Here is a 19,900-nt window from a genome sequence, read left to right as displayed (position 1 = left end):
GTCAGCGGGATGAGCGCGATGCTGTGGGTATGCGCGGCCATCTGCGCCGTAGCGGTACCGCTGGCGCTGCGGGTCTCGCATCCAAGCGGTCAGGTTGGCCCTGCTCCGCTCGACGGGGTAGAGACCACGAAGTCATCCAAAGCGTCCTCCGCTCGACCACCGGCCGCCGCCGCCTCCCGGGCGGTCCCTAACCTGCGGCTGCCCACCCTTGGTTGCCGACGCGCACTTGTCGACGCGCTGCGCAGTCTCGCATCCAAGCGGTCAGGTTGGCCCTGCTCCGCTCGTGCGCGACACGCGACCAGCCCTGCACGCAACCGCTTCCACAACGACAGCAGTACCGGCTCGAGCTCGGTCATGAATGCCCGGACGAGGAACTTCCGGCCAACCACCGCAAGCCTCATCACGTGGCTGTTGACTAGGGCAGCGCGCGGCGCAGGATGCGACGGGGTAAAGACCACGATGTCATCCAAAGCGTCCCCCGCTCGACCACCGGCCGCCGCCTGCCTGGTGGCCCCTAACCTGCGGCTGCCCACCATCGGTTGCCGACGCGCACTTGCCGACGCGCTGAGCAGTCTCGCATCCGAGCGGTCAGGTTGGCCCTGCTCCGCTCGACGGGGTAAAGACCACGATGTCATCCAAAGCGTCCCCCGCTCGACCACCCGCCGCCGCCTGCCCCGGTGGCCCCTAAACCGCACCCCTGCTGCGGACCGCACCAAATCCAGGCTCGCGCAGAGGTTCTGATTTTCGACTCGGTGTGTGTGCGGAGCGTCGATATGAGACCGTGTCGAAGGTGTGTGAACTCCGTTGGCCCCCAACATGAGTCCTAAACCCACCGCTGTTGGTGACGTGCGCGGCACGCCAACTCGCACCGACAACACAGGCGTCGCGGAGGCGCGCCGCCGCGCCGAGTCAAAATTGGTCGCCCAGCTTGAGACTGCTCCGGCTGATCAGGAACTGCGGCGAGTACCCAGCGCTGCCGCCCTCTATGTCGGCAGCATGTCGCTGATCCGTTTGACGTGCCGCGAGGACAACGGCCAGCGCATTGCGACCACGTCGAGCATGGACTTGATGCGCGCGGAGTCCGCCACCAGCGTCGGTGGTATCGGGGGCTGCAACAGATACTCGATATCGTTGAGCAAGCGGGCCGAGTCTTCCCGATCCATATGAGCCGCCTCGCGGCTGATCTCCGCCAGCTGTGATTGATCGCCGACCCGATAGGCGACGATTCGAACTTGCGGTCCGATCTCCTCGTCCCGCCCGAATTCCTCAGCTAGAGCGAATATTTCGGCACGCGGGAGGTCACCTGTACGGCCCAGGGAGTCGATCGCATACCTCCGCACCGCGCCATACTCGTCGACATCGCGCACGCACTCGACCAATTCGGCGGTCCCATGCCCCGGGTAGCTTCCCAACGCCTCGGCAATGGAAGCGCGCACTATCCACGACGGGTCGTCGCGCAGCAGGTCCACAAGGACGTCGACCGCGGGACCGTACCGTACGAGGCCGAGCGACTCCGCCGCTTCGTTGCGAACCATCTCGTCGTAATCCGACAGCATCCGCAACAACACCGGCCCGACAACCGGAACCTGTGTTGCACCGAGGTATCCGATTGCGCGCGCCGCTTCACTACGCACAGCGATATCGCGCGACTCGACGAGCGGCAGAATGTCGGCGACGGCTCGACCGTCGCCGAGCTCGCGCAACTCGATCATCGCACGGACCTGCTCACTAGGATTTCCCGATGTCAGCGCCGAATTGAGCGGGGAACCTCCGCCGTCCACTTGTACCCACATCCTTCGATCGCTGTCTTAGCGGGCATCTGAAAACCGCGATGCTGCGGCCCTACCTCGACTACTCGCGTCCACCGTATGTGCGGTGCGGCTGCTGTTACTCGCGTCCACCGTATGTGCGGTGCGGCTGCTGTCGCCGGTTACGAGCGAAACCGTTTGCTCAGCCGTTGAGCCGGCATTGGTGAAGTGGATGAAGGGCTGTGCAATCGTGGCCCACCTATTTGCCCACTATCAGCCGCTGGTGTGGTCATTTCCCCTCCGGACACAGACACCTCAGGTCTCCGAGCGGTCCTCTAGCACCGTGGCGGCAAGCAAGGTCCCCTTGGTCTGAACCAGCAGCTCATCCGGCCCCGCGCTCCGCAACCCGGCGATCCTCCTGGCCACGGTGGTTCGGTTGATCACCTGCCCCGCGGGATCCAAGTGGAGCAACGCTCCGTTTTTGGTGGCGACCACGAACCCTGACCCAGTCCGGACCACCTGATCGACAAGCGGCTGTCCGACATCCACCCGCCACAGCGCATGGCCATCGACCGGGTCGGCGGCGAGGTAACCGCCGCGGAGTTCATGCAGCCAGAGCATGCCGGCGGTGTACTCGACTGCTGTTGAGACGAGGTCGGCCTCGGCGCGGACGAATTCGCGCACTCTGGCAGATGACAGTCGTATTTCGACCACGGACCGTGGCCCGCACCGCGCGAGGAAGCGGTCGGGTCCGATCGGTGTGCAAGCCGGCCGGTCATCGCTGCTGATCAGTGGCTCAGGCAGCCGCCAGCGAGATAGTTCCGCGCCATCACGTGGATTGATCAGTCGAATCACCGTGCCGCCCGGCGCCCCGACCAGCACGCCGTCACCGACGAGGACGGGCAGCACGATGTCGACGCGGTCGGCCGTTTCCCAGCAGCGTGTTCCCGTCTCGAGATCAAACGCCATGAGCGAGGTGTAGTCACGCCAGCCACCGGCGAGCACGGTATCCGCCGTGGTCACCAGGTGACCCGTCGTGGGAGGGAGAGCGGCATGCCAGAGCAGCGCTCCGGTCCACACGTTCAGACAGGACAATTGTTGAGTGTTCTGGGCGATGACCAGACAGCGATCGCCGGTCACGACGACCGCGCGAGGCCATGTGCCGACGGAAACGTCCCAGCGAAGCGAGCCCGTCCATCGGTCCAAGCTGACGAGCCGGGTGTTGCGCTCATGGACGACGACTGATTCGTGTGTCAGTGCCACCGCCTTGACACGGCCCAGTTGATGTAGCTGCCGCTCCCACAAGGCCTGATAGAACACTCGGCCAGTCCACCAGGCAAAAATCATTTGCCGCAACACATTAATCCTGCAGCGGACCTGGTCTCAGATGCCCTCTTGGGCGAATTCCGTGCTCCCGAGATCCACTGCTGATCGGCCTCCGAATATGCCTGTGCGGCAATGCCTTCCCACCCCGTGCCGCGCAGGGTCGCGATCCGCGTGTCGATCTCATCGAGGTGATCGGCGATAAAGGCGGCCAGCCCGGACAGCCGGGCAATGATCTGCTCAAGTTCGTCCAGGTCGTGACCGTATCAAAGTGTGCACGAGCAGCGATTAACAATGAATTAGCTGTAGATTCTCGTGCGGCCCGATTCATGCGACAACCCGTGCTGGCTCCACTACGGCGTTCTCACCCGAGGGATCCTCGCGGCTGACTCCAGGTCAACTTGTCGAACCATAAACCCGCAGGTAGACATCGTGTGGATGCGGGGCGGGCTCGCGGCAGCCTCTGTTTCCCCTTACTTCGCGCACGAAAGAGGCGCACAATGATTCCGATACACCGGCTTCAAGGTTTGCGATTAACGGATAGCTGGATGTCTGCTGACAACATTCGGACGGGCATCCGCCGTGATGACAGCGTCCACATGCTGGGCGCGGCGCCTGGATCCACTGATGGCATCGCGGCCGCGCTCTGCATCACACTCCGCGCCGGGCACCGCGCATGCTGCCTGTAGCGACTTGGCCGCCCCCGCCAGTTCGGCGCTATCAATCGATAGGAGAGCCATGTCAGAACAGAACAAGGCCGCGGCAAGGCGCGTCTTCGACGCATGGAACGCGCGAGACCTCGCTGTCTTCGACGAGGTGATTGCAGCCGACTTCATCGACCACGATCCACAGAACCCGTTCGCCGATGTCCATGGCCCCGACGGCTTCAAGCGGCTCGCGCAGATGTATCTCGCCGCGTTCTCGGATCAACGGTTCTTGGTCAACGAACAGATCGCCGAAGGCGACTTCGTCACTACCCGATGGACGGCGACGGGCACCAACGACGGCGAGATGATGGGCATGTCCGCGACTGGCAAACCAGTGGTGGTTCAGGGAATTTCGATCAGTCGGTTCCGGGACGGCAAGGCCGTCGAATCCTGGGTATGTTGGGACACGCTCGGGATGATGCAGCAACTCGGCGTCGTCCCATCGGCGCACTCCGCAACAACCTGACTCGCACCGTGGATGCGCACCGTGTCCTTGTCGAGCGAGAACACGGGCGGGATACGCGCATACGGTTCGGTCCGGAGTTTCGGAGCGACCGAAACCGTGTACGAGCGATCATGCTACGAGCCGTCACCCCTGCCACGGGGGTGACGGCTCGTACCGACTCCGGCCTAGGTCCCCGCGTGACTGCGGGTCGAGGGCAGGAACGGTCGTAGCAGGTTTGTCTCGGTCGACGGACCCATCTGCCATTCCGCGATCCACGGTCCGGTGCCTTCGCTCGGATCGAAGACGCCATCCTCGAGCCACTGGTAGCGGCCGTCGAGGACGCCGCGGGTGAGGGTGCGATCGTCGTCGTCGGTGTTGTCCCACAGCGCGTCGAACAACTTCTTCACCCGAATCCGCGACTGCCTGCTGAAGGTATCGGCGAGTTCCTCGGCGGCCTTGGCCTCCGGTGCGCCCGCGGTCCGCGCCGCCTGCGCCCGCACGCAGGCGGCCGAGATCGCGAACAGTTCGGCGCCGATATCGACAATGCGACCGAGGAAGTTCTGCCGGTACTCCAGACCAGCCTGCCAGCGCGCCATCGCATACATCAGCGACCTGGCCTGTTTGCGGGAGCTGCGCTCGACAAAGCGCAGATGCCGGGCCAGCGGTCCGAATTCGGCATAGGTCGCCGGTACCGTGCCCGCGCCGACCGCCAACTGCGGGAACCACTTGGCATAGAACCCACCCGCGCCGACCGCGGCCTTGGCCTTGTCCTTCAACTCGGCGTTCCGGTCGACCAGCGCGCCGGCGGCGGACATGTGCGCATCGGCCATCTCCCGGGCGATCAGCAGGCGCATGATCTCGCTGGAGCCCTCGAAGATGCGGTTGATCCGCAGGTCGCGGACCAGCTGCTCGGCCCCGACGGCGCGCTCACCGCGGGCTCGCAACGAGGCTGCCGTCTCGTAGCCGCGTCCGCCGCGGATCTGTACCAGTTCGTCGGCGATCTGGCAGCTCATCTCACTGGCCCAGAGTTTGGCCAGCGCCGCCTCGATGCGGATATCGTTGCGGCCCTCGTCGCACATGGTGGCCGACAGGTCGAGCGCCGCCTCGAGTGCGTAGGTGGTGGCGGCGATGAAGGAGATCTTCTCCCCTACCGCGGCGTGTTCGCCGACCGGACGACCCCACTGCACCCGCTGCGTGCACCACTGCCTGGCGATCTTGAGTGACCACTTCGAGGCCGCCGTGCACAGCGCCGGTATGGCGAGACGTCCGGCGTTCAACGTGGTCAGCGCGATTTTCAGGCCGTCGCCCTCACGGCCGACGAGATTGCGCTTGGGTACCCGGACATTGTGCAGGCGGGTTACGCCGTTCTCGATACCGTGCAGGCCCATGAACGAATTGCGGCGCTCCACGGTGATGCCGGGCGAATCGGCCTCGACGATGAAGGCCGAGATGCCGCCGCGGTGCCCCTCGCTCTTGGGTATCCGGGCCATCACCACCAGCAGTTCGGCGACCACGCCATTGGTGGTCCACAGCTTCACGCCATTGATCTCGTAGGCCTCGCCGTCCTCGGTCGGGGTGGCGATGCTGGCCATCCGGGCCGGGTCGGAGCCGACATCGGGCTCGGTGAGCAGGAATGCGCTGACCGCGCCCGCCGCACAGCGGGGCAGGAACTCGGCCTTCTGCTCCGCGGTGCCCGCCAGCTTCAGCGGTTCGGGCACGCCGATCGACTGGTGCGCCGAAAGCAGTACCCCGAGGCTGGGGTGCGCGGAGCCGACCAGCATCAGCGCCCGGTTGTAGCCGACCTGGGAAAGCCCTTGGCCGCCGTACTCCTGCGGAATCTTGAGGCCGAAGCAGCCGAGTTCGGCCAGGCCCTTGACGTACTCGTCCGGAATCTTGGATTCCGCCTCGATGACGCTGCCGTCCAGCGATTCGCAGAACGGCCGCAGCCGGGCCAGATAGGCCTCGGTGCGCGCCGCGTCCTCGGCGCTCGGCTCGGGGTACGGGTGGATCAGATCGAGCCGGAACCGGCCGAGAAACATCTCCTTGGCGAACGATGGTTTGGCCCAGCCGGTTTCGCGGGATTCCTCGACCAGTGCGCGGGCCTGTTCTTCGGTGGCGTCGACTTTTGCGGTAGTCGCCATGATGTCCTCCTCGGACGTGATCAGGATCACATAAGAGTGTAGGAGGGTTTGTTACCGGCCGGTAGATGTTGAGGTAGAGCGTTATCTATCGATCTCAAATGATCTTGATAGAGCGGCAAATGGGCCGCTAACGCTTGCCGGGCGCCGGGCGGACAGATTGTCTTGACACCGGGTTCGGAATGTGGGCTAGTGGCTGATACGGGCCCGGCGACGGCGGCGACGTGGCCCGTATTCCCTTGGAGGGCAGGGATGTTATTGCGGCCTGGGCAGGTGTTCGCGGGCTATTCGATTGTGCGGCCCCTCGGATCCGGCGGAATGGGCGCGGTCTATCTGGCCCAGGATCCGGCGCTGCCGCGACAGGTCGCGTTGAAGGTGCTCGCCGAAAACCTCGGCGCCGATCATCGTTACCGCAGCATCTTCCGGCGTGAGGCCGATCTGGTGTGCCGCCTGGACCATCCCAATGTCGTCTCGGTCTACAACCGGGGTGCGGAGGGCGAGGTGCTGTGGATGGCGATGCAGTATGTGGACGGCACCGACGCGGGTGAACTCATGCGCAAGGAACCGACCGGATTGGCGCCGAACCGGGCGGCGCGCATAGTCTGCGAGGCCGCCAAGGGGCTGCATCACGCACATGAGCAGAACCTGCTGCACCGCGACGTCAAACCATCGAACATCCTGGTCGCCGCCGATCCCGAGGGCGAGCGCGTGCTGGTCGCGGACTTCGGGCTGGCGCGCACCCTCGAGGAGGCCGCCACCGTCACCGAAACCGGTTGGCGCGCATGTACTCCCGCCTTCGCGGCACCGGAGGTGCTGGCGGGGCGCGCGGTCGATCGCCGCGCGGATATCTATTCCCTCGGTGCGACCCTGCTCGCGCTGCTCACCGGATCGAATCCGACCGGCCACGCACCGACCCCAGCAGGGACCCGAACCGTCCGGGACAATCCGCAGCTCACCCGGGTCCGGCCGGATATACCACCGGCGCTGGACGACGTGATCGCCCGCGCCATGGCGGCGGATCCGCGGCGGCGCTATCAGACCTGCACGGAGTTCGCGCGGGCGGTGGAACTGGCGATCAGTGATACCGAGCGGTGGCCGCATCGGTGGGGGTTGTCCGGTCTGGCTCGTGCTCCGCGCGGCCGTATTGCCGCACTCGGTGGGATCGCCGCCGCACTGGTGGCCGCGGTGACGACCGCTGTCTGGCTGATGCCCCATCGATCCGATGGTGCGGCCCCGGTGGTTGTGTCGAAGACGAGCGCCGCCGCGCCCGGGCTGCTGCGGTGCTATTGGCGCGTGCGAGTCCCACTCGGCACCGACTTCTATCTCGAATTGCCCAGCGGGGCAGCCGATCACGACGATGCGCACTGCGCCCTCAATGAGGGCGATCGTGGCGATTCGGTGACGGCCCTGCGGCAGGCGCTGAACATGTGCCATGGCATCCAGCTGGATGCGACGACTGTGTACGACGCCCCGATGAAGCGCGCCATTCGACATCTGCAGCTCGACTACGGTGCCGCGGTCGACGGCATCTACGGCCCGGAGACGCGGGCCAAAGCCTTGCAGTGGCCGGTATTTCGGGTCGCCGACGGAGCCTTCGACGGCCGCTGCGCTCCGGCGCCATGACCACCTGGGAGTAGGCGGCGCCGATGTTCGCCCCATCCTCGACCGAACGGCGCCCCTGCAGTGCGGAAGATGACCCGATGGGGGTTGAACGCTCCGCATCCACCCGAGTTGTCCAGTCGCCCTCGGATCGACCCGGGTGACAACCACCGCAGGGCAACTGCGACGACCGGTGTCCACTTCCCTTGCCGTACCGAGTCTTTCGGCTACACGCTGCGCAGATAGCGACCGAAGTGTGGCACCGTGAACCCGATGGTGCCGCGCTCGGCCGAATAGATCAGGCCCTTCTTGATCAATCCGTCGCGGGCCGGTGACAGCGAGGCGGGTTTGCGGCCGAGTTCACTGGCCACCGCGGCGGTCGGTACCGGACCGTCATCGCCCGCCAAATCGGCCATGGCGCGCATATATTCGCGTTCGGCGGGAGTGGCGCGTTCGTATCGGGAACCGAAGAATCCGACGGCGAGTTCCTCTTCGGCGCTCGGTGCCGCCACCTCGACATCCTCGGCGGTGATCGGGCTCTCCGGCGCCTGATCCCAGGCGGCCTTGCCGTAGGCCTGTACGAAGTACGGGTACCCATCGGCCCGCTGGTACAGGGCATCCAGGGCGGCCTCGGTGAATTTCACCTCCTCGCGCTCGGCGGGTGCGATGAGGGCGAGGTCGGCGGATTCGCGGTCCAGCCGATCGATGCGGTGGTAGCTGAACAGACGCTCGGAGTAGCTTTTCGAGGCCGAGAGCACCGCGGGCAGGTGCGGCAGTCCGGCACCGACCACGATCAAAGGCGCGGCGTCCTGGCTCAATTCGTGACAGGCGCCGCAGATGGCGGAGATATCGGCCGGTCCGAGATCCTGCATCTCATCGATGAAGACCGCGATGCCGACGCCGATATCGCTGGCCAGTCCGGCCGCCTCCTTCAGCAGTTCGATCAGATCGATCTCGATATCGCCGGAGTCGGCGCGACCGGTCACCGCGGGGACATCGATACCGGGCTGCCAGCGCTCCCGCATGCCCTTATCGGCGGTGGAGCGCAGCGCGAAAGCCTTGAGTATGCCGAGGAAGTCGTCGACGCGCTCCTGATTGCGGTGCGCCATGGCGATGGCACGCACGGCCATATGCAGTGCCGAGGACAGCGGGCGGCGCAGTTCCTGATCCGGTCGCGCCTCGATTTTGCCGGTACCCCAACCGCGCGAGACGGCGCCGGAACGAAGCTGGTTGAGCAGCACGGTCTTTCCGACACCGCGCAGTCCGGTGAGCATGACGCTGCGCTCCGGCCGGCCGCGCGCGATCCGCTCCAGCACGATGTCGAAGGCCTTGAGTTGCTTATCGCGCCCGGCAAGTTCGGGTGGGCGCTGTCCGGCTCCGGGAGCATACGGATTCCGCACGGGGTCCATGCCCAGACACCGTAGCGCGTCTCGTCAGCCGAATCTGGCCATGTATACGGCGTGTCCTAGATATTGCTAGCGAACCATCGCAGTGTTGAATGGAGCGACCTGCAAGCAGTCGCTCACAACGTAGTTATTGCACTATTGCTATCGCCACGAAAGTCTCTACGCTGGTTGCGGTTCGGTATACCGTCCAGTACCGGATGGAACGGAGGGGCATGTCCGAGGAATCCACTCCCGCGACCACCGCTGAAGTGGTCGAATCGTGGAACGTTCCGGTCGGGGCCACCGTGGCCGGACGTATCCGCTCCAACATTCTGGTCGCGATCGAGCGTGGTTATGACGATCCGCAACTCGTCGCCGATCTCGCGGTCGGGCCGCTGGTGATGGCACTGGGTCAGCTCGAGGTCGGCTTGGCCGATGCGCGGCGCCGCATCGATGAACTCGAGCGTGCGCTGGCGCAGCGGGGCGGCGGGGCCGAGGAGTAGTCGGCGCCGAATCCCGTGGGCGCGGTGTCGGATCCGGTCGGCGCTCCCGATTCGATAACTCGCGTCGCGCCGCCGATACCGAGTTGTGACCATCCGGAAGTTTTCCGACTCCGGCCGCTCGTCCTGGGGTTTTTCGATCATCCGAGAACAACCTGCGCTGTGCGCTGGACAACATCGCGTCCGGGTCGTAATCTCTTCGTGACTTAGTGGAGTCTGTCGGTTCGTCAGAGGAGCGGCGCCACTGAGTCACCGCCAAAACGGCTGTCGGGACCAATGATCCCGGCCGTCGTACCGGGACCCAGAGATTCAACTGGGAGTTGGGGCCGATCTGCCGGTCCGAACCGACAGCTGACCCGGTCGGCGGGAGAGCAGAAAGATCGGAGATACGGCTCGGTGGGTAAACACAGCTTGCAGCGGGAATCGCGGCTCCCGAATTCAGTCAAGGGTGCGCTCGTCATGGGAGCAGTGGCCGCATCTACCGGTGCGATGCCCGCGATCCCCGCGATGGCAGCCACCATCAACATCCCCGGTGTCGGTGATTTCGACGTCCCGGTTCCGCAGGAATTCGAACAGCAGGCCCAGGATCTGGGGCAGCAGCTCACGCAGGCGCTCGCCTCGATGCCCGCCGCGCCCGCGCCGCAGACCGCCCCGGAGGCCGGCGTGCCGAACGTCCCCGGCTTCTTCACCCCGGGGATGCCGCAGATGTTCCACCAGAACACCGCCAGCGATGTCGCGCTGGACGCCGCCAAGTCCAAGGTCGGCGCCCAGTACTCCTGGGGTGCGTCGGGTCCGTTCAGCTTCGACTGCTCGGGTCTGGTCCAGTGGGCCTACCGTCAGGCCGGAATCGAACTGCCGCGTACCAGCTTCGAACAGTCGCACGTCGGTGCGCCGGTGGCCTTCGAGAACCTGCAGCCCGGCGACATTGTCGTGACCAACGGTGGCGGCCACGTCGGCCTGTACGCAGGCGACGGCAAGCTGCTCAATGCGGTCCAGTCCGGCCAGCCGGTGTCCTACACCCCGCTGCGCCCCGACATGGTTGTGACGGCACGCCGTATGGTCTAAGGGTGGCACCCGCCCAACCGACTACCAAGAACACCGCCCCGACACAGGCCCGTGTGGACTCGTGGACGTGGGCGGTGCGTCTTTTCAAGACCAGGTCCGCCGCCGCGGAGGCCTGTCGCGGCGGACATGTCCGGGTGAACGGCGTTGCGGCCAAACCGGCCCAGCATGTTCGCCCGGGTGATGAGGTGCGGATTCGCGTCGGCGGTATCGAGCGGATCGTCATTGTGGAGCGCATCGTCGTCAAGCGCGTCGGCCCGCCGATCGCCGCACAGTGCTTGATCGATCGCAGTCCGCCGCCGCCGTCCCGGGAGATTCTGGCGGTCGTGCCGCGCCGCGATCGTGGATCGGGTCGGCCGACCAAACGGGAGCGCCGCGAGACCGATCGTCTGCTGGGCCGCACCGAGGGTTGAGCCTCATCCGAGTCTTCGTTGGTGCCGCCGCGGCCTGATCCACAGGCTGATATCCAGGTTCGCGAAATCGGTTGTCTCCTGGGCGAGCTGATGGTTGCGGCGTTACTTTGCGCGGGTGGTCGCGGCCGCGATTCGGCTGGCCGCGAGCGCCGCCGCGGCGATGGTGCACAGTGCGCCGAGCATCATGGCCGATGCCTCGCCCGGCACCAGGACGTGCAGTTGCGAGCCCACTGTGACGGCGGCGACCGGGACGCCGACCTGCGCCGCGGCCAAGGTGCCGAATGCGATCGGCTGTCCTGCGATGCGGGTCGTGAGGTGCGCGAGAACCGCACCGATGCCGAGAGTCAGACCGAGCACGATGAGCCGGGGGTGGTCGCCGAACTCGCGCAGGTTGAGCCGGGCACCTAGCCAGACGAAGAACAGCGGACCGAGAAAGCCGTCGCTGATGGCAAAGAGTTGGCGGGCGACCCGGCGCGGCTCGCCGACCCCGGCGACCGCCAGTCCGGCGGCGAATCCGGCGAGCATGATCGACACATGGGTTCGGGTTGCCAACGCGCACAAGGCGAACAGCACCGCGAGGCTGACCCGCAGTTCCAATGCGAACCCGCGATCCTCGGACAACCGATGCACCCGCCGCCGCGTACCCGATAGTTCCAGCTGCCGCAGCACCACGAACAGCACGGTGGCGGCTGCCGCGACCGCGATGGCGCCGAGTGCCGCGCGCCCCGCGTTGCTGGGATCGATCACCAGCGGCAGCGCCACCACGCAGGCGGTATCGGCGATTGCGACCTGGGCGGTCAAGGCCAGCACGGGATTACCCTGCAGACCGAGCGAATCGACAATGGGCAGCACCAGTGCCGCCGATGAGGACGCCATCAGCACCGCGTAGACCGCGCCGTGTCCGGTCTCGAACCAGCGGGCAATGCCGAAACCGGCCGCGGTGGCGAGCAATCCGACCAGCACCGCCCGGATCGCGCCCCTGCCCAGTGCGGAACGGACGGCCGGATCACGCACCGGAACATGGCTGCCCGCCACGAACATGACGAGCGCGAAACCCATATCGGCGAGGAAGGCGAACAGGGGGTCGGTGGCGTGCAGAATGCCGAATCCGGTGGTGCCGAAGACGATGCCAGCGGACAGTTCGCCGAGGATCACCGGTATATGCCAGGCCTGCCGCAGTGCGAGCAGCGGGCCGCACAGTCCGAGCGTGATGACCAGGGCGAGGGTGGAAAAGGTCATCGCGGCATGGCGGCGACCAGCTCGAGTCCGGCCGCTCGCAGGATGTCCTTGGCCTTCTTGTGCACGATCGGGGCGGTGCGCAGATCCGCGACAACCGCATCGACGATATCCGGTTCGGCGAGCAGTTCCAGATAGTCGGCGGCCGCCGGATAGTCGTGCTCATCGGGCTGGTCTTTCCATGTCACGGGGAGGATTTCGGTCGACATGGCGCCCATCATCGCGCTCGACGCACCCGATCAGGGGGACATCGGCGGGGTGTTTCCGCAGTGCTCGGGCCGGGTCAGGTGGCCAGCGCCGTAGAGTGTCCGGCATTCGCCGCGGCGCAGTTTGCCGCTGGTGGTCTTGGGGATCCGGCCCGGCTGCACCAGGACGATGTCGCCGGGAGTCACCTCGTGTGCGGTCGCGATGGCATTGCGGATCCGGCGGGCCAATGCGGCCACCTCCGTTGATTCGGCCGCCGGCTCGACGAGTTCGGCGACCACCACCAGATCCTCGCGGCGACCGTCATCGTGTCCGAATGCGGTCACATGCCCCGCTTTGTCCATGCCCATTCGGCGATTCGGGCGGCCAGTGCGTTGCGGGGCGGTGTGGTGTGCGGCGAAGTCACGGCAGTTCAGCGGATTTCGCGGCAATACGTTCGGCCAGTGCGGCACCGAGCGCGGTGATGGTGGGGTGTTGGAACAGTTCTGCGGTGGAGATCCGGATATTGAGGCGGGATTCGAGGTGGCGGCGCATCTGTATGCCGAGCAGAGAACTCAGGCCCAATTCATTGAAATCGGCTTCGGGATCGAGATGTTCGGAGGTCAGATCGAGGGTGGCGGCCAGCACGGTGCGGATGGTCGTGGTGAGCGATTCGACCGGATAGTGTTGCGGGGGTGCTGGATTCGTCGATGCCGGTGTCGTCGGCTGATCGGTCAGCAGGTTGCGCAGGCGGATGGCGACCGGAGTCGAATCCGTCGTCGGTACGTAATCGACCGCGAGCAGGTACGGCTCGTCGTAGTGCATTGTCTGAGCGAACAATTCGGTGCCGCGTGGGATATCGAATGCCGAGATTCCAGCGCGTCGCAAATGTGCCGCGCCACCCGCGGCCGCGGCGAGTCCCGAATCCCAGATTCCCCAGCCGATGCTCAGCACGCGCCGACCCGGATATGCGCGGGCGAGTGCGTCCATCGCGGCATTGGCACTGGCGTACGCGGCCTGACCCGGCGCGCCGAATGTGCCGGTGGCCGAGGAGAACAGCAGGACGAAGTCGGTCGGATCGGTGGCGGTGAGTTCGATGAGGTGGCCAGCGGCAATCAGTTTCGGCGCGCACATCCGGGCGAGCTGACCTGCGGTGACGGCCTCGAAGGCGGCATCCTCGAGTGCCCCCGCGGCGTGGATGACGCCACGGATGGTGGATCCGCATTCCCGGACATCATCGAGGGCGTTGGCGAGATCGCTGCGGTCGGCGGCGTCGCAGCGCATCACGACGATTCGATCCTCGAGTCCGTCCAAGAGTGCGGGCACCGGGCGGGGCGCGCGGGTGAGCACCACCACGTCATGGGCACCGGCATCGAGCAGCCAGCGCACCACGACCGAACCGAGCGCACCCAGACCACCGGTGACCACGTAGGTGCCATTGGGGTCGATGGATATCGGGGTGGCCGACCGGGGGCGGGCGGGTACGAAACGGCGTGCGGCGACGGCACCGCCGGTGATGCGGAGTTCATCGGGAAGCGCAGGCGCGGTGGCTGCCGCCGTGGCCGCGTGGACGATGAGGTCGCATAGGCGGGGCACTGAGGTTTCCGCCGCATCGGTCCACAGCAGCCGCACCTCGCGGCCGGATTCGAGCTGCATCGAGCGAACCAGTCCGGCCACGGCCATCGGCACGGTGCCCGGCGAGGATGGTGTCGGACGCCGCGCTGCAGACGGGGAAGCGGGCGGAGCGGTCGCGGTTTTCGGGCGGGAAGCCCGCCGAAAGTCCGGCGATGTCGGCCCGAGCTGGCGGATTGCCGACGATGCTGTGTGGTCATCGATCCGGTGGTCGGAACCGTCGTGCGGGAGCACGATCGTCACAGATGCGGTGGCGTCTTCGGATTGGACGCGTTGCAGCAGATCGAGTATGCGCGCGGTGGTGGTCACGATGCTGTGCGTGTGTCCGTCACGGTCGGATTCGGGGGGAGCGCCGAATCCGGCGGGCCAGACCACGACCACCGCGGTGCGGGCGGAGCCGGTGCGGGCGGCGAGGACGGCGGAGACGATCGGCCCGGCGGCATCCGGTTCGCGGGCGACCCGTTCGGTGGGCAGTGTGCGGTCGAGCGCCCTGGCCAGCCGGACGGCGAGCGGGGATTCGCCGATCACCAGGGCGTGCTGCGGTTCAGGGTGGCGCTGGACTCGGTCACCGTTGCCATCGGACGAATCGTGGATCTCGAACGGTATCCACGCTTCGCGGCGGAAAGGGCCGACGTGTGTGGTGGATTCGGGCCGCAGCGGCAGGGTCGCGAAACGGATCTGCACACCCGACAGCGCGAGCACCGGAACCCCGTGCTGATCGGTGCCGATAATGTCGCCGGTCAGTCCATGGGGCGATCGATCACGAACGAACGCGTGGGCTTCCAGCAGCACCAGCTCCGGTTCGGCGGAAAGCCAGGCGGATTCGATGCCGATCGGCAGTGCGACGGCATTGTCGGGCAGCTGGTCGTGGCCCGCGGCGACGAGCAGGTGCAGGCAGCCGTCCAGGATCGCCGAGCGGTGCGGTGATGCGCCGTCGTGGGGTGCGGCGGCGAACGAGCCCACCGCACAATTGGGACCGGTCTCGATTCCGCGCAGCGGACGGAAGCCGGGACCGTATTCGAGGTGATGTGCGCGCAATGCGTCGTAGAAATCGGCGGGCGCGAGCACCCGCATCCTTCTGCGCGCGGCTCGATTTGCGTCGACCACCCGCATCCATGCGACGATATCCCCGGGTGTGGGGTCACCGGCCAGCCGTGCCGAAGCCAGCGTCCCGGCACCTGTGACCTCCGCCTGTAGCTTTCCACCACCGGTGTTCCGGTAGGTGACCGCCGACAGCGCCGCCAGCTCGGTTCGCTCGTGCACCATGAAATCAGCGATGGCGGTCGATATATGCCCGGTTCGAGCCAGCTCGAGCAACCTGCGCAGCCAGAAGACCGCCGGGACCGTCGGTACACCCTGCACCACATGATCGTCGAGATCGTCGGCAGGGAACTCGGATTCGGCGAGGACCACGTCGGATGCGCTCACACCGCTGGCAGCTCGCTGGTCTGCGACACGGAGACCGGCGGTACCCGAGTCGCCGACGGTGCGATGGTCGATATCTGTAGCAATGCCGTGCCTGACGGTGGGACCTGCGGTGGTGCTGCCGTTGATCCGCGGGCCAGCGGTGGTGCCGTCGTCGACACCAGTGGCCGAAGCGATGCCGTCGTATACACGAGGGCTGTTTGTGGTGCTTTGGTTGGATCCGGCGCTGGAAGTGGTGCCGTCGTTGGTACTGCGGCCGAATGTCGTGCCGCTGTTGACGCTGGGGTTGTTTGCGGTGCTGTGGTTGGTATCGGCGCTGGAAGTGGATCCGCTGTTGGTGTCGTGCCCGAATGTCGTGCCGCTGATACCAGGGCTGTTTGTGGTGCTGTGGTTGGAACCAGCGCTCGCAGTGGTGCCGCTGTTGACACTGGGACCGGAAGTGATGCCGTCGTAGACACCGGGGTCGTTAGCGGTGCTGTGGTTGGATCCGGCGCTGGAGGTGGTTCCGTCGTTGGTGCTGCGGCTGAATGTCGTGTCGCTGATACCAGGGCTGTTTGTGGTGCTGTGGTTGGTATCGGCGTTGGAGGTGGTTCCGTCGTTGATGCTGCGGCTGAATGTCGTGCCGCTGACACCAGGGCCGTTTGCGTTGCTGTGGTTGGAACCAGCACCCGAAGTGGTGCCGCTGTTGATACTCGGACCGGAGGTAGTGCCGTAGTCGACACGGCGGCTGAAGGTTGTGCCGCTGACACCAGGGCCGTTTGCGTTGCTGTGGTTGGAACCAGCACCCGAAGTGGTGCCGCTGTTGATACTCGGACCGGAGGTAGTGCCGTAGTCGACACGGCGGCTGAAGGTTGTGCCGTCGATACCGGATCCGTTAGCGGTCGTGTGGTTGGAACCAGCGCCCGCAGTCGTGCCGCTGTTGACACTGGGACCGGAAGTGATGCCGTCGTCGATATCGCGGCTGGAGGTTGTGCCGCCGTTGATACCGGATCCGCTAGCGGTGCTCTGGTCGGTACCGGCGCCCCCGTTGATGCCGGGACCGATTGCGGTGCCTCGGTATCCAGCAGCCCTGGCATCGAGTGTGGTGACCAGCGGGAACTGGCGTTTGACCCACTGTCGCTGTGGCGGCGCCGCCGTGAATGGTCCGCTCGCGGCCCAGTTCACCTGTCGGCCTTCGAGGTAGAGTTCGGCGAGGCAGGTCAGGAAGGCTGCGGCCTCGTCGTCGCGGTTGGTGACCGCATGGGCCGCATCGGCGAAATCGGGGTATTCCCGAATCGCGGGTATCAGCACGGGATGTGGGGCGATTTCCAGTACCGATGTGAAACCGTCCTGCGCGGCTAGTTCCAGTGCCGCAGCCAGTTCAACGGTCCCCGAGGCATTTTCGGCCCAGTAATCGGCATCCATCGCGGCCGTGGTGATGGTTTCGCCCGGGCGCGCCGTGGAGTAGACCGGCACGGATGGCGCCCGCGCGGTGAGTGCGGCGAGCGCGTCGACGAATTCCGGAAGTAGCGCGCCGACCTGTGGACTGTGTGCGGCGAAGTCGACGGCGATGCGCTTCGCGAACATCTTTCGCCGCCCGGCGCGCCGGATCAGCGCGTCGATATAGCGCGGCGCACCGGAGATCACCACCGAACGCGGGCCATTGATCGCCGCGATCGCGACGGTCGCATGCAGCGGCTCCACCAGCCGCGCCGCCTCATCCGGTGTCGCCTCCAGCAGCGCCATGGCGCCGTGTCCATCGAGCCGCGCCAGAATCCGGCTGCGCTGCACCGCGACTCGCGCCGCGTCCGCAAGCGATAACGCACCACTCACGGCCGCACCGGCGACCTCACCGAGACTGTGCCCGACCACCGCATCCGCCTCGATACCCCATGCGCCGAGCAGTTCGGCCAGTGCCACCTGAAATGCGAAGATCGCCGGTTGCACGAGTTCCGTGGCGCCGGTGCCACTGCCCGCGGCCACACCGCCGAGCGCGAATCCATTGCGCGGCGTCCACACCCGTGCTCCGCCCGCCGCGACAATCGCATCCGCGGCGTCGGTCAGCGCCTTGGCGAACACCGGATAACGAGCCGCCAGCGCCCGTCCCATTCTGGCGTGCTGACCGCCCTGCCCGGAGAACAGGAACAGCAGCCCACCCCGTCGCCGCACCGAACTCGTGCCGATCACTCCCGCACCGGAGGCGCCGTCCGCGAGTGCGCGCAACTGAGTCGCCGCGTCGCCGCGATCGTGGGCGAGAATCGCGGCGCGGGCGAGTTCGGGTATCAATCGCGATGTGGCAGCGGCGAATTGTCGAAGGATGTCGGTATCGCCCTGCACTGTGTCAATAGCGCTGGCATCGGAGTCCGCGCCAAGGTGCGCGTCGGCGCCATCGAGCAACTCGGCCCACTGCTGTGCCCGCGTCCGCAGTTCCGCGATATCGCGGCCGGTAACCGGAATCAGCACGGGCGGTTCATAACCCCGATACCGCTCGGGTTCGATCCCGCGCAACACCACATGCGCATTCGTCCCACCGAATCCGAATGAGCTGACCCCGGCGGATCGCGCGCCCACCGGCGTCGCGGTCCAGTCGATCGGCTCGGTCGGCACCCGCAGACCCTGCTCGACAAGCCGCAACAGCGGATTCTCGGTGTGGAAATTGATGGTCGGGGCGATCACACCGTGCCGGATGGACAGCGCCGCCTTGACCATTCCGGTGACACCGGCCGCCGCCTCCAGATGGCCGATATTGGATTTGATCGAGCCGATCCAGGTCGGCTCGGCGCCGTCCCCGACCACGGCCGCGAGTGCGCCGACCTCCACCGCATCACCCAAAGGCGTTCCGGTGCCGTGGCATTCGATGTATCCGCTATCGCGCGGTTCGAGTCCGGCCCTGGCCCATGCGGTCCGAAGGGTGTCCTGCTGGGCGCGACCATTCGGCGCGTACAGACCATTGGATCGCCCGTCCGACCCGACCGCCGCGCCGAGGATTTCCGCGTACACCCGCTGCCCGTCCCGCAACGCATCGGCGGTGCGCCGCAGCACCACCACGGTGCAGCCGTCACTGCGGGAATACCCGTCCGCCGCGGCGTCGAATGGTTTACTGCGCCCGTCCGGCGCGAGGAATCCACTGTCGGCCAGGTACTCGGAGGTATGCGGCAACAGCGTGAGCTGCACCCCGCCGACGACCGCGAAGGGCACCGCGTCATCGGCGAGCAGACGCATCGCGAGATCCACCGCCGCCAGCGAGGACGAGCACGCGCTGTCCACCACCAGACTCGGTCCGTGCAGGTCGAGGACATAGGAGAGCCGGTTGGCGATAATGCTGAGCGCCGAACCGGTCACCGCGTACGGCGCATCGTGCCCGCCCCGGCCGAGCACCGCGATGCCGTGATCGAAGGCGCAGGCGCCGAATACCACCGCGGCCCCGGAACCCCTGGTGCGGTAGCCGATTCCGGCATCGTCGATGGCCTCGACCGCGACCTCGAGTGCCAGCCGCTGCTGCGGATCCATCAGCGCGGCCTCCCGGCCGGAGATGGCGAACCAGTCGTTATCGAACGCGTCGATATCCGGGAGGTATCCGGCGCGGCGCATGCCGAGCCGCCCGGGCGGTGGTGCGCCGGTGGCATCCCGGCCCGCCAGCAGCATGCGCCAGAATTCGGTCACCCCGGCCGCGCCGGGCACCCGGCAGCCGATTCCCACGATCGATACCGGCGGATAGGGCTGGATGGAAGCGGGCTGGCCTTTCTGATCTGTGGGCGGGGTAGTCATCGCATCGCGAGATGCTCGACAAGCTGCTCGATATCCGGGTGGTCGTATAGGGCGGTAAGCGAAACCTCGACGCCCATGGCATCTTCCAGATGTGCCGTCAGCCGGGCCAGCTGCAGTGAGCTGAGGCCGAGATCGCTGAACGGCGCGCTGGTGGACACCGTGGCGGCGTCGACATCCAGTAGGTCGGCGACGGCGGTGACAGCAGCGGTCAGTAGCGCCGCGCGCCGCGGGACAACACTGTGCCCGCGCGGAAGACCAAGCCCCATCCGTCCTCCTACCCCTTGCCCCGAGGGCTGGGTGCCCCCGCGCCGTACCCCCTGCGATTATGCCGTAGAAATCGACGCGAGCAAGACCTCT

General features: G+C 66.4%; 15 protein-coding genes. 5 read left to right on the top strand and 10 right to left on the bottom strand.

The window, feature by feature from the left end; translation table 11 throughout:
- Positions 1-983: 983 nt before the first annotated feature.
- The 3 genes from ACWEO2_RS39585 to ACWEO2_RS39575 form a co-directional block, all read right to left on the bottom strand.
- Entirely contained in the window at positions 984-1,712 is a 729-nt protein-coding gene (locus ACWEO2_RS39585; protein WP_452410058.1) for a HEAT repeat domain-containing protein, read from the bottom strand.
- 351 nt (positions 1,713-2,063) lie between these two features.
- A complete protein-coding gene (locus ACWEO2_RS39580; RefSeq protein WP_452410057.1) occupies positions 2,064-3,095 on the bottom strand; it encodes an outer membrane protein assembly factor BamB family protein in 1,032 nt (343 codons plus the stop codon).
- Positions 3,092-3,325 (bottom strand): WXG100 family type VII secretion target, encoded by a 234-nt coding sequence (locus tag ACWEO2_RS39575; protein WP_452410061.1) that lies wholly within the window; start codon positions 3,323-3,325, stop codon positions 3,092-3,094. The genes ACWEO2_RS39580 and ACWEO2_RS39575 overlap by 4 nt, the downstream gene beginning before the upstream one ends.
- A gap of 439 nt (positions 3,326-3,764) precedes the next feature.
- Here ACWEO2_RS39575 and ACWEO2_RS39570 point away from each other — a divergent pair, with 439 nt between their 5' ends.
- Positions 3,765-4,244: an ester cyclase gene (locus ACWEO2_RS39570; RefSeq protein WP_452410056.1), complete on the top strand. Its 480-nt coding sequence runs from the start codon at positions 3,765-3,767 to the stop codon at positions 4,242-4,244.
- Between the two features lie 164 nt (positions 4,245-4,408).
- Here the strand turns inward: ACWEO2_RS39570 and ACWEO2_RS39565 are convergent, their stop codons facing one another.
- The gene (locus tag ACWEO2_RS39565) at positions 4,409-6,364 is read right to left on the bottom strand and encodes an acyl-CoA dehydrogenase family protein (protein ID WP_452410055.1); all 1,956 of its coding nucleotides are present in this window, start codon (positions 6,362-6,364) and stop codon (positions 4,409-4,411) included.
- A gap of 249 nt (positions 6,365-6,613) precedes the next feature.
- On the opposite strand from ACWEO2_RS39565, the gene ACWEO2_RS39560 reads away from it, so the two are divergent.
- Positions 6,614-7,984: a serine/threonine-protein kinase gene (locus ACWEO2_RS39560; protein WP_452410054.1), complete on the top strand. Its 1,371-nt coding sequence runs from the start codon at positions 6,614-6,616 to the stop codon at positions 7,982-7,984.
- A gap of 203 nt (positions 7,985-8,187) precedes the next feature.
- Here ACWEO2_RS39560 and ACWEO2_RS39555 read toward each other — a convergent pair whose 3' ends face one another.
- Positions 8,188-9,369: an ATP-binding protein gene (locus tag ACWEO2_RS39555; RefSeq protein WP_354959704.1), complete on the bottom strand. Its 1,182-nt coding sequence runs from the start codon at positions 9,367-9,369 to the stop codon at positions 8,188-8,190.
- 209 nt (positions 9,370-9,578) lie between these two features.
- Here ACWEO2_RS39555 and ACWEO2_RS39550 point away from each other — a divergent pair, with 209 nt between their 5' ends.
- From ACWEO2_RS39550 to ACWEO2_RS39540, 3 genes are all read left to right on the top strand, one after another.
- Positions 9,579-9,848, top strand: coding sequence for a hypothetical protein (locus ACWEO2_RS39550; protein ID WP_452410053.1), 270 nt, complete (start codon positions 9,579-9,581; stop codon positions 9,846-9,848).
- Positions 9,849-10,304: 456 nt separating this feature from the next.
- Entirely contained in the window at positions 10,305-10,910 is a 606-nt protein-coding gene (locus tag ACWEO2_RS39545; protein ID WP_452410052.1) for a C40 family peptidase, read from the top strand.
- 2 nt (positions 10,911-10,912) lie between these two features.
- The gene (locus ACWEO2_RS39540) at positions 10,913-11,320 is read left to right on the top strand and encodes an RNA-binding S4 domain-containing protein (RefSeq protein ID WP_355177224.1); all 408 of its coding nucleotides are present in this window, start codon (positions 10,913-10,915) and stop codon (positions 11,318-11,320) included.
- A gap of 102 nt (positions 11,321-11,422) precedes the next feature.
- Here the strand turns inward: ACWEO2_RS39540 and ACWEO2_RS39535 are convergent, their stop codons facing one another.
- Genes ACWEO2_RS39535 through ACWEO2_RS39515 form a run of 5 tightly spaced genes read right to left on the bottom strand, consistent with a single transcriptional unit; the run spans position 11,423 to position 19,809 of the window.
- Positions 11,423-12,559, bottom strand: a complete 1,137-nt coding sequence (locus ACWEO2_RS39535) for a cation:proton antiporter (RefSeq protein WP_452410051.1) — start codon at positions 12,557-12,559, stop codon at positions 11,423-11,425.
- Positions 12,556-12,765 (bottom strand): hypothetical protein, encoded by a 210-nt coding sequence (locus ACWEO2_RS39530; protein ID WP_452410050.1) that lies wholly within the window; start codon positions 12,763-12,765, stop codon positions 12,556-12,558. The genes ACWEO2_RS39535 and ACWEO2_RS39530 overlap by 4 nt, the downstream gene beginning before the upstream one ends.
- A gap of 30 nt (positions 12,766-12,795) precedes the next feature.
- Entirely contained in the window at positions 12,796-13,110 is a 315-nt protein-coding gene (locus ACWEO2_RS39525) for a hypothetical protein (RefSeq protein ID WP_452410049.1), read from the bottom strand.
- Between the two features lie 52 nt (positions 13,111-13,162).
- On the bottom strand, positions 13,163-19,543 hold the full coding sequence (locus ACWEO2_RS39520; protein ID WP_452410048.1) for an SDR family NAD(P)-dependent oxidoreductase: 6,381 nt from the start codon (positions 19,541-19,543) through the stop codon (positions 13,163-13,165).
- Positions 19,540-19,809, bottom strand: a complete 270-nt coding sequence (locus tag ACWEO2_RS39515; RefSeq protein WP_355177219.1) for an acyl carrier protein — start codon at positions 19,807-19,809, stop codon at positions 19,540-19,542. The genes ACWEO2_RS39520 and ACWEO2_RS39515 overlap by 4 nt, the downstream gene beginning before the upstream one ends.
- Between the last annotated feature and the right edge of the window lie 91 nt (positions 19,810-19,900).

The sequence above is a fragment of the Nocardia sp. NPDC004278 genome, from assembly GCF_053602975.1.
This window is presented reverse-complemented; position numbering and strand designations above follow the sequence as displayed.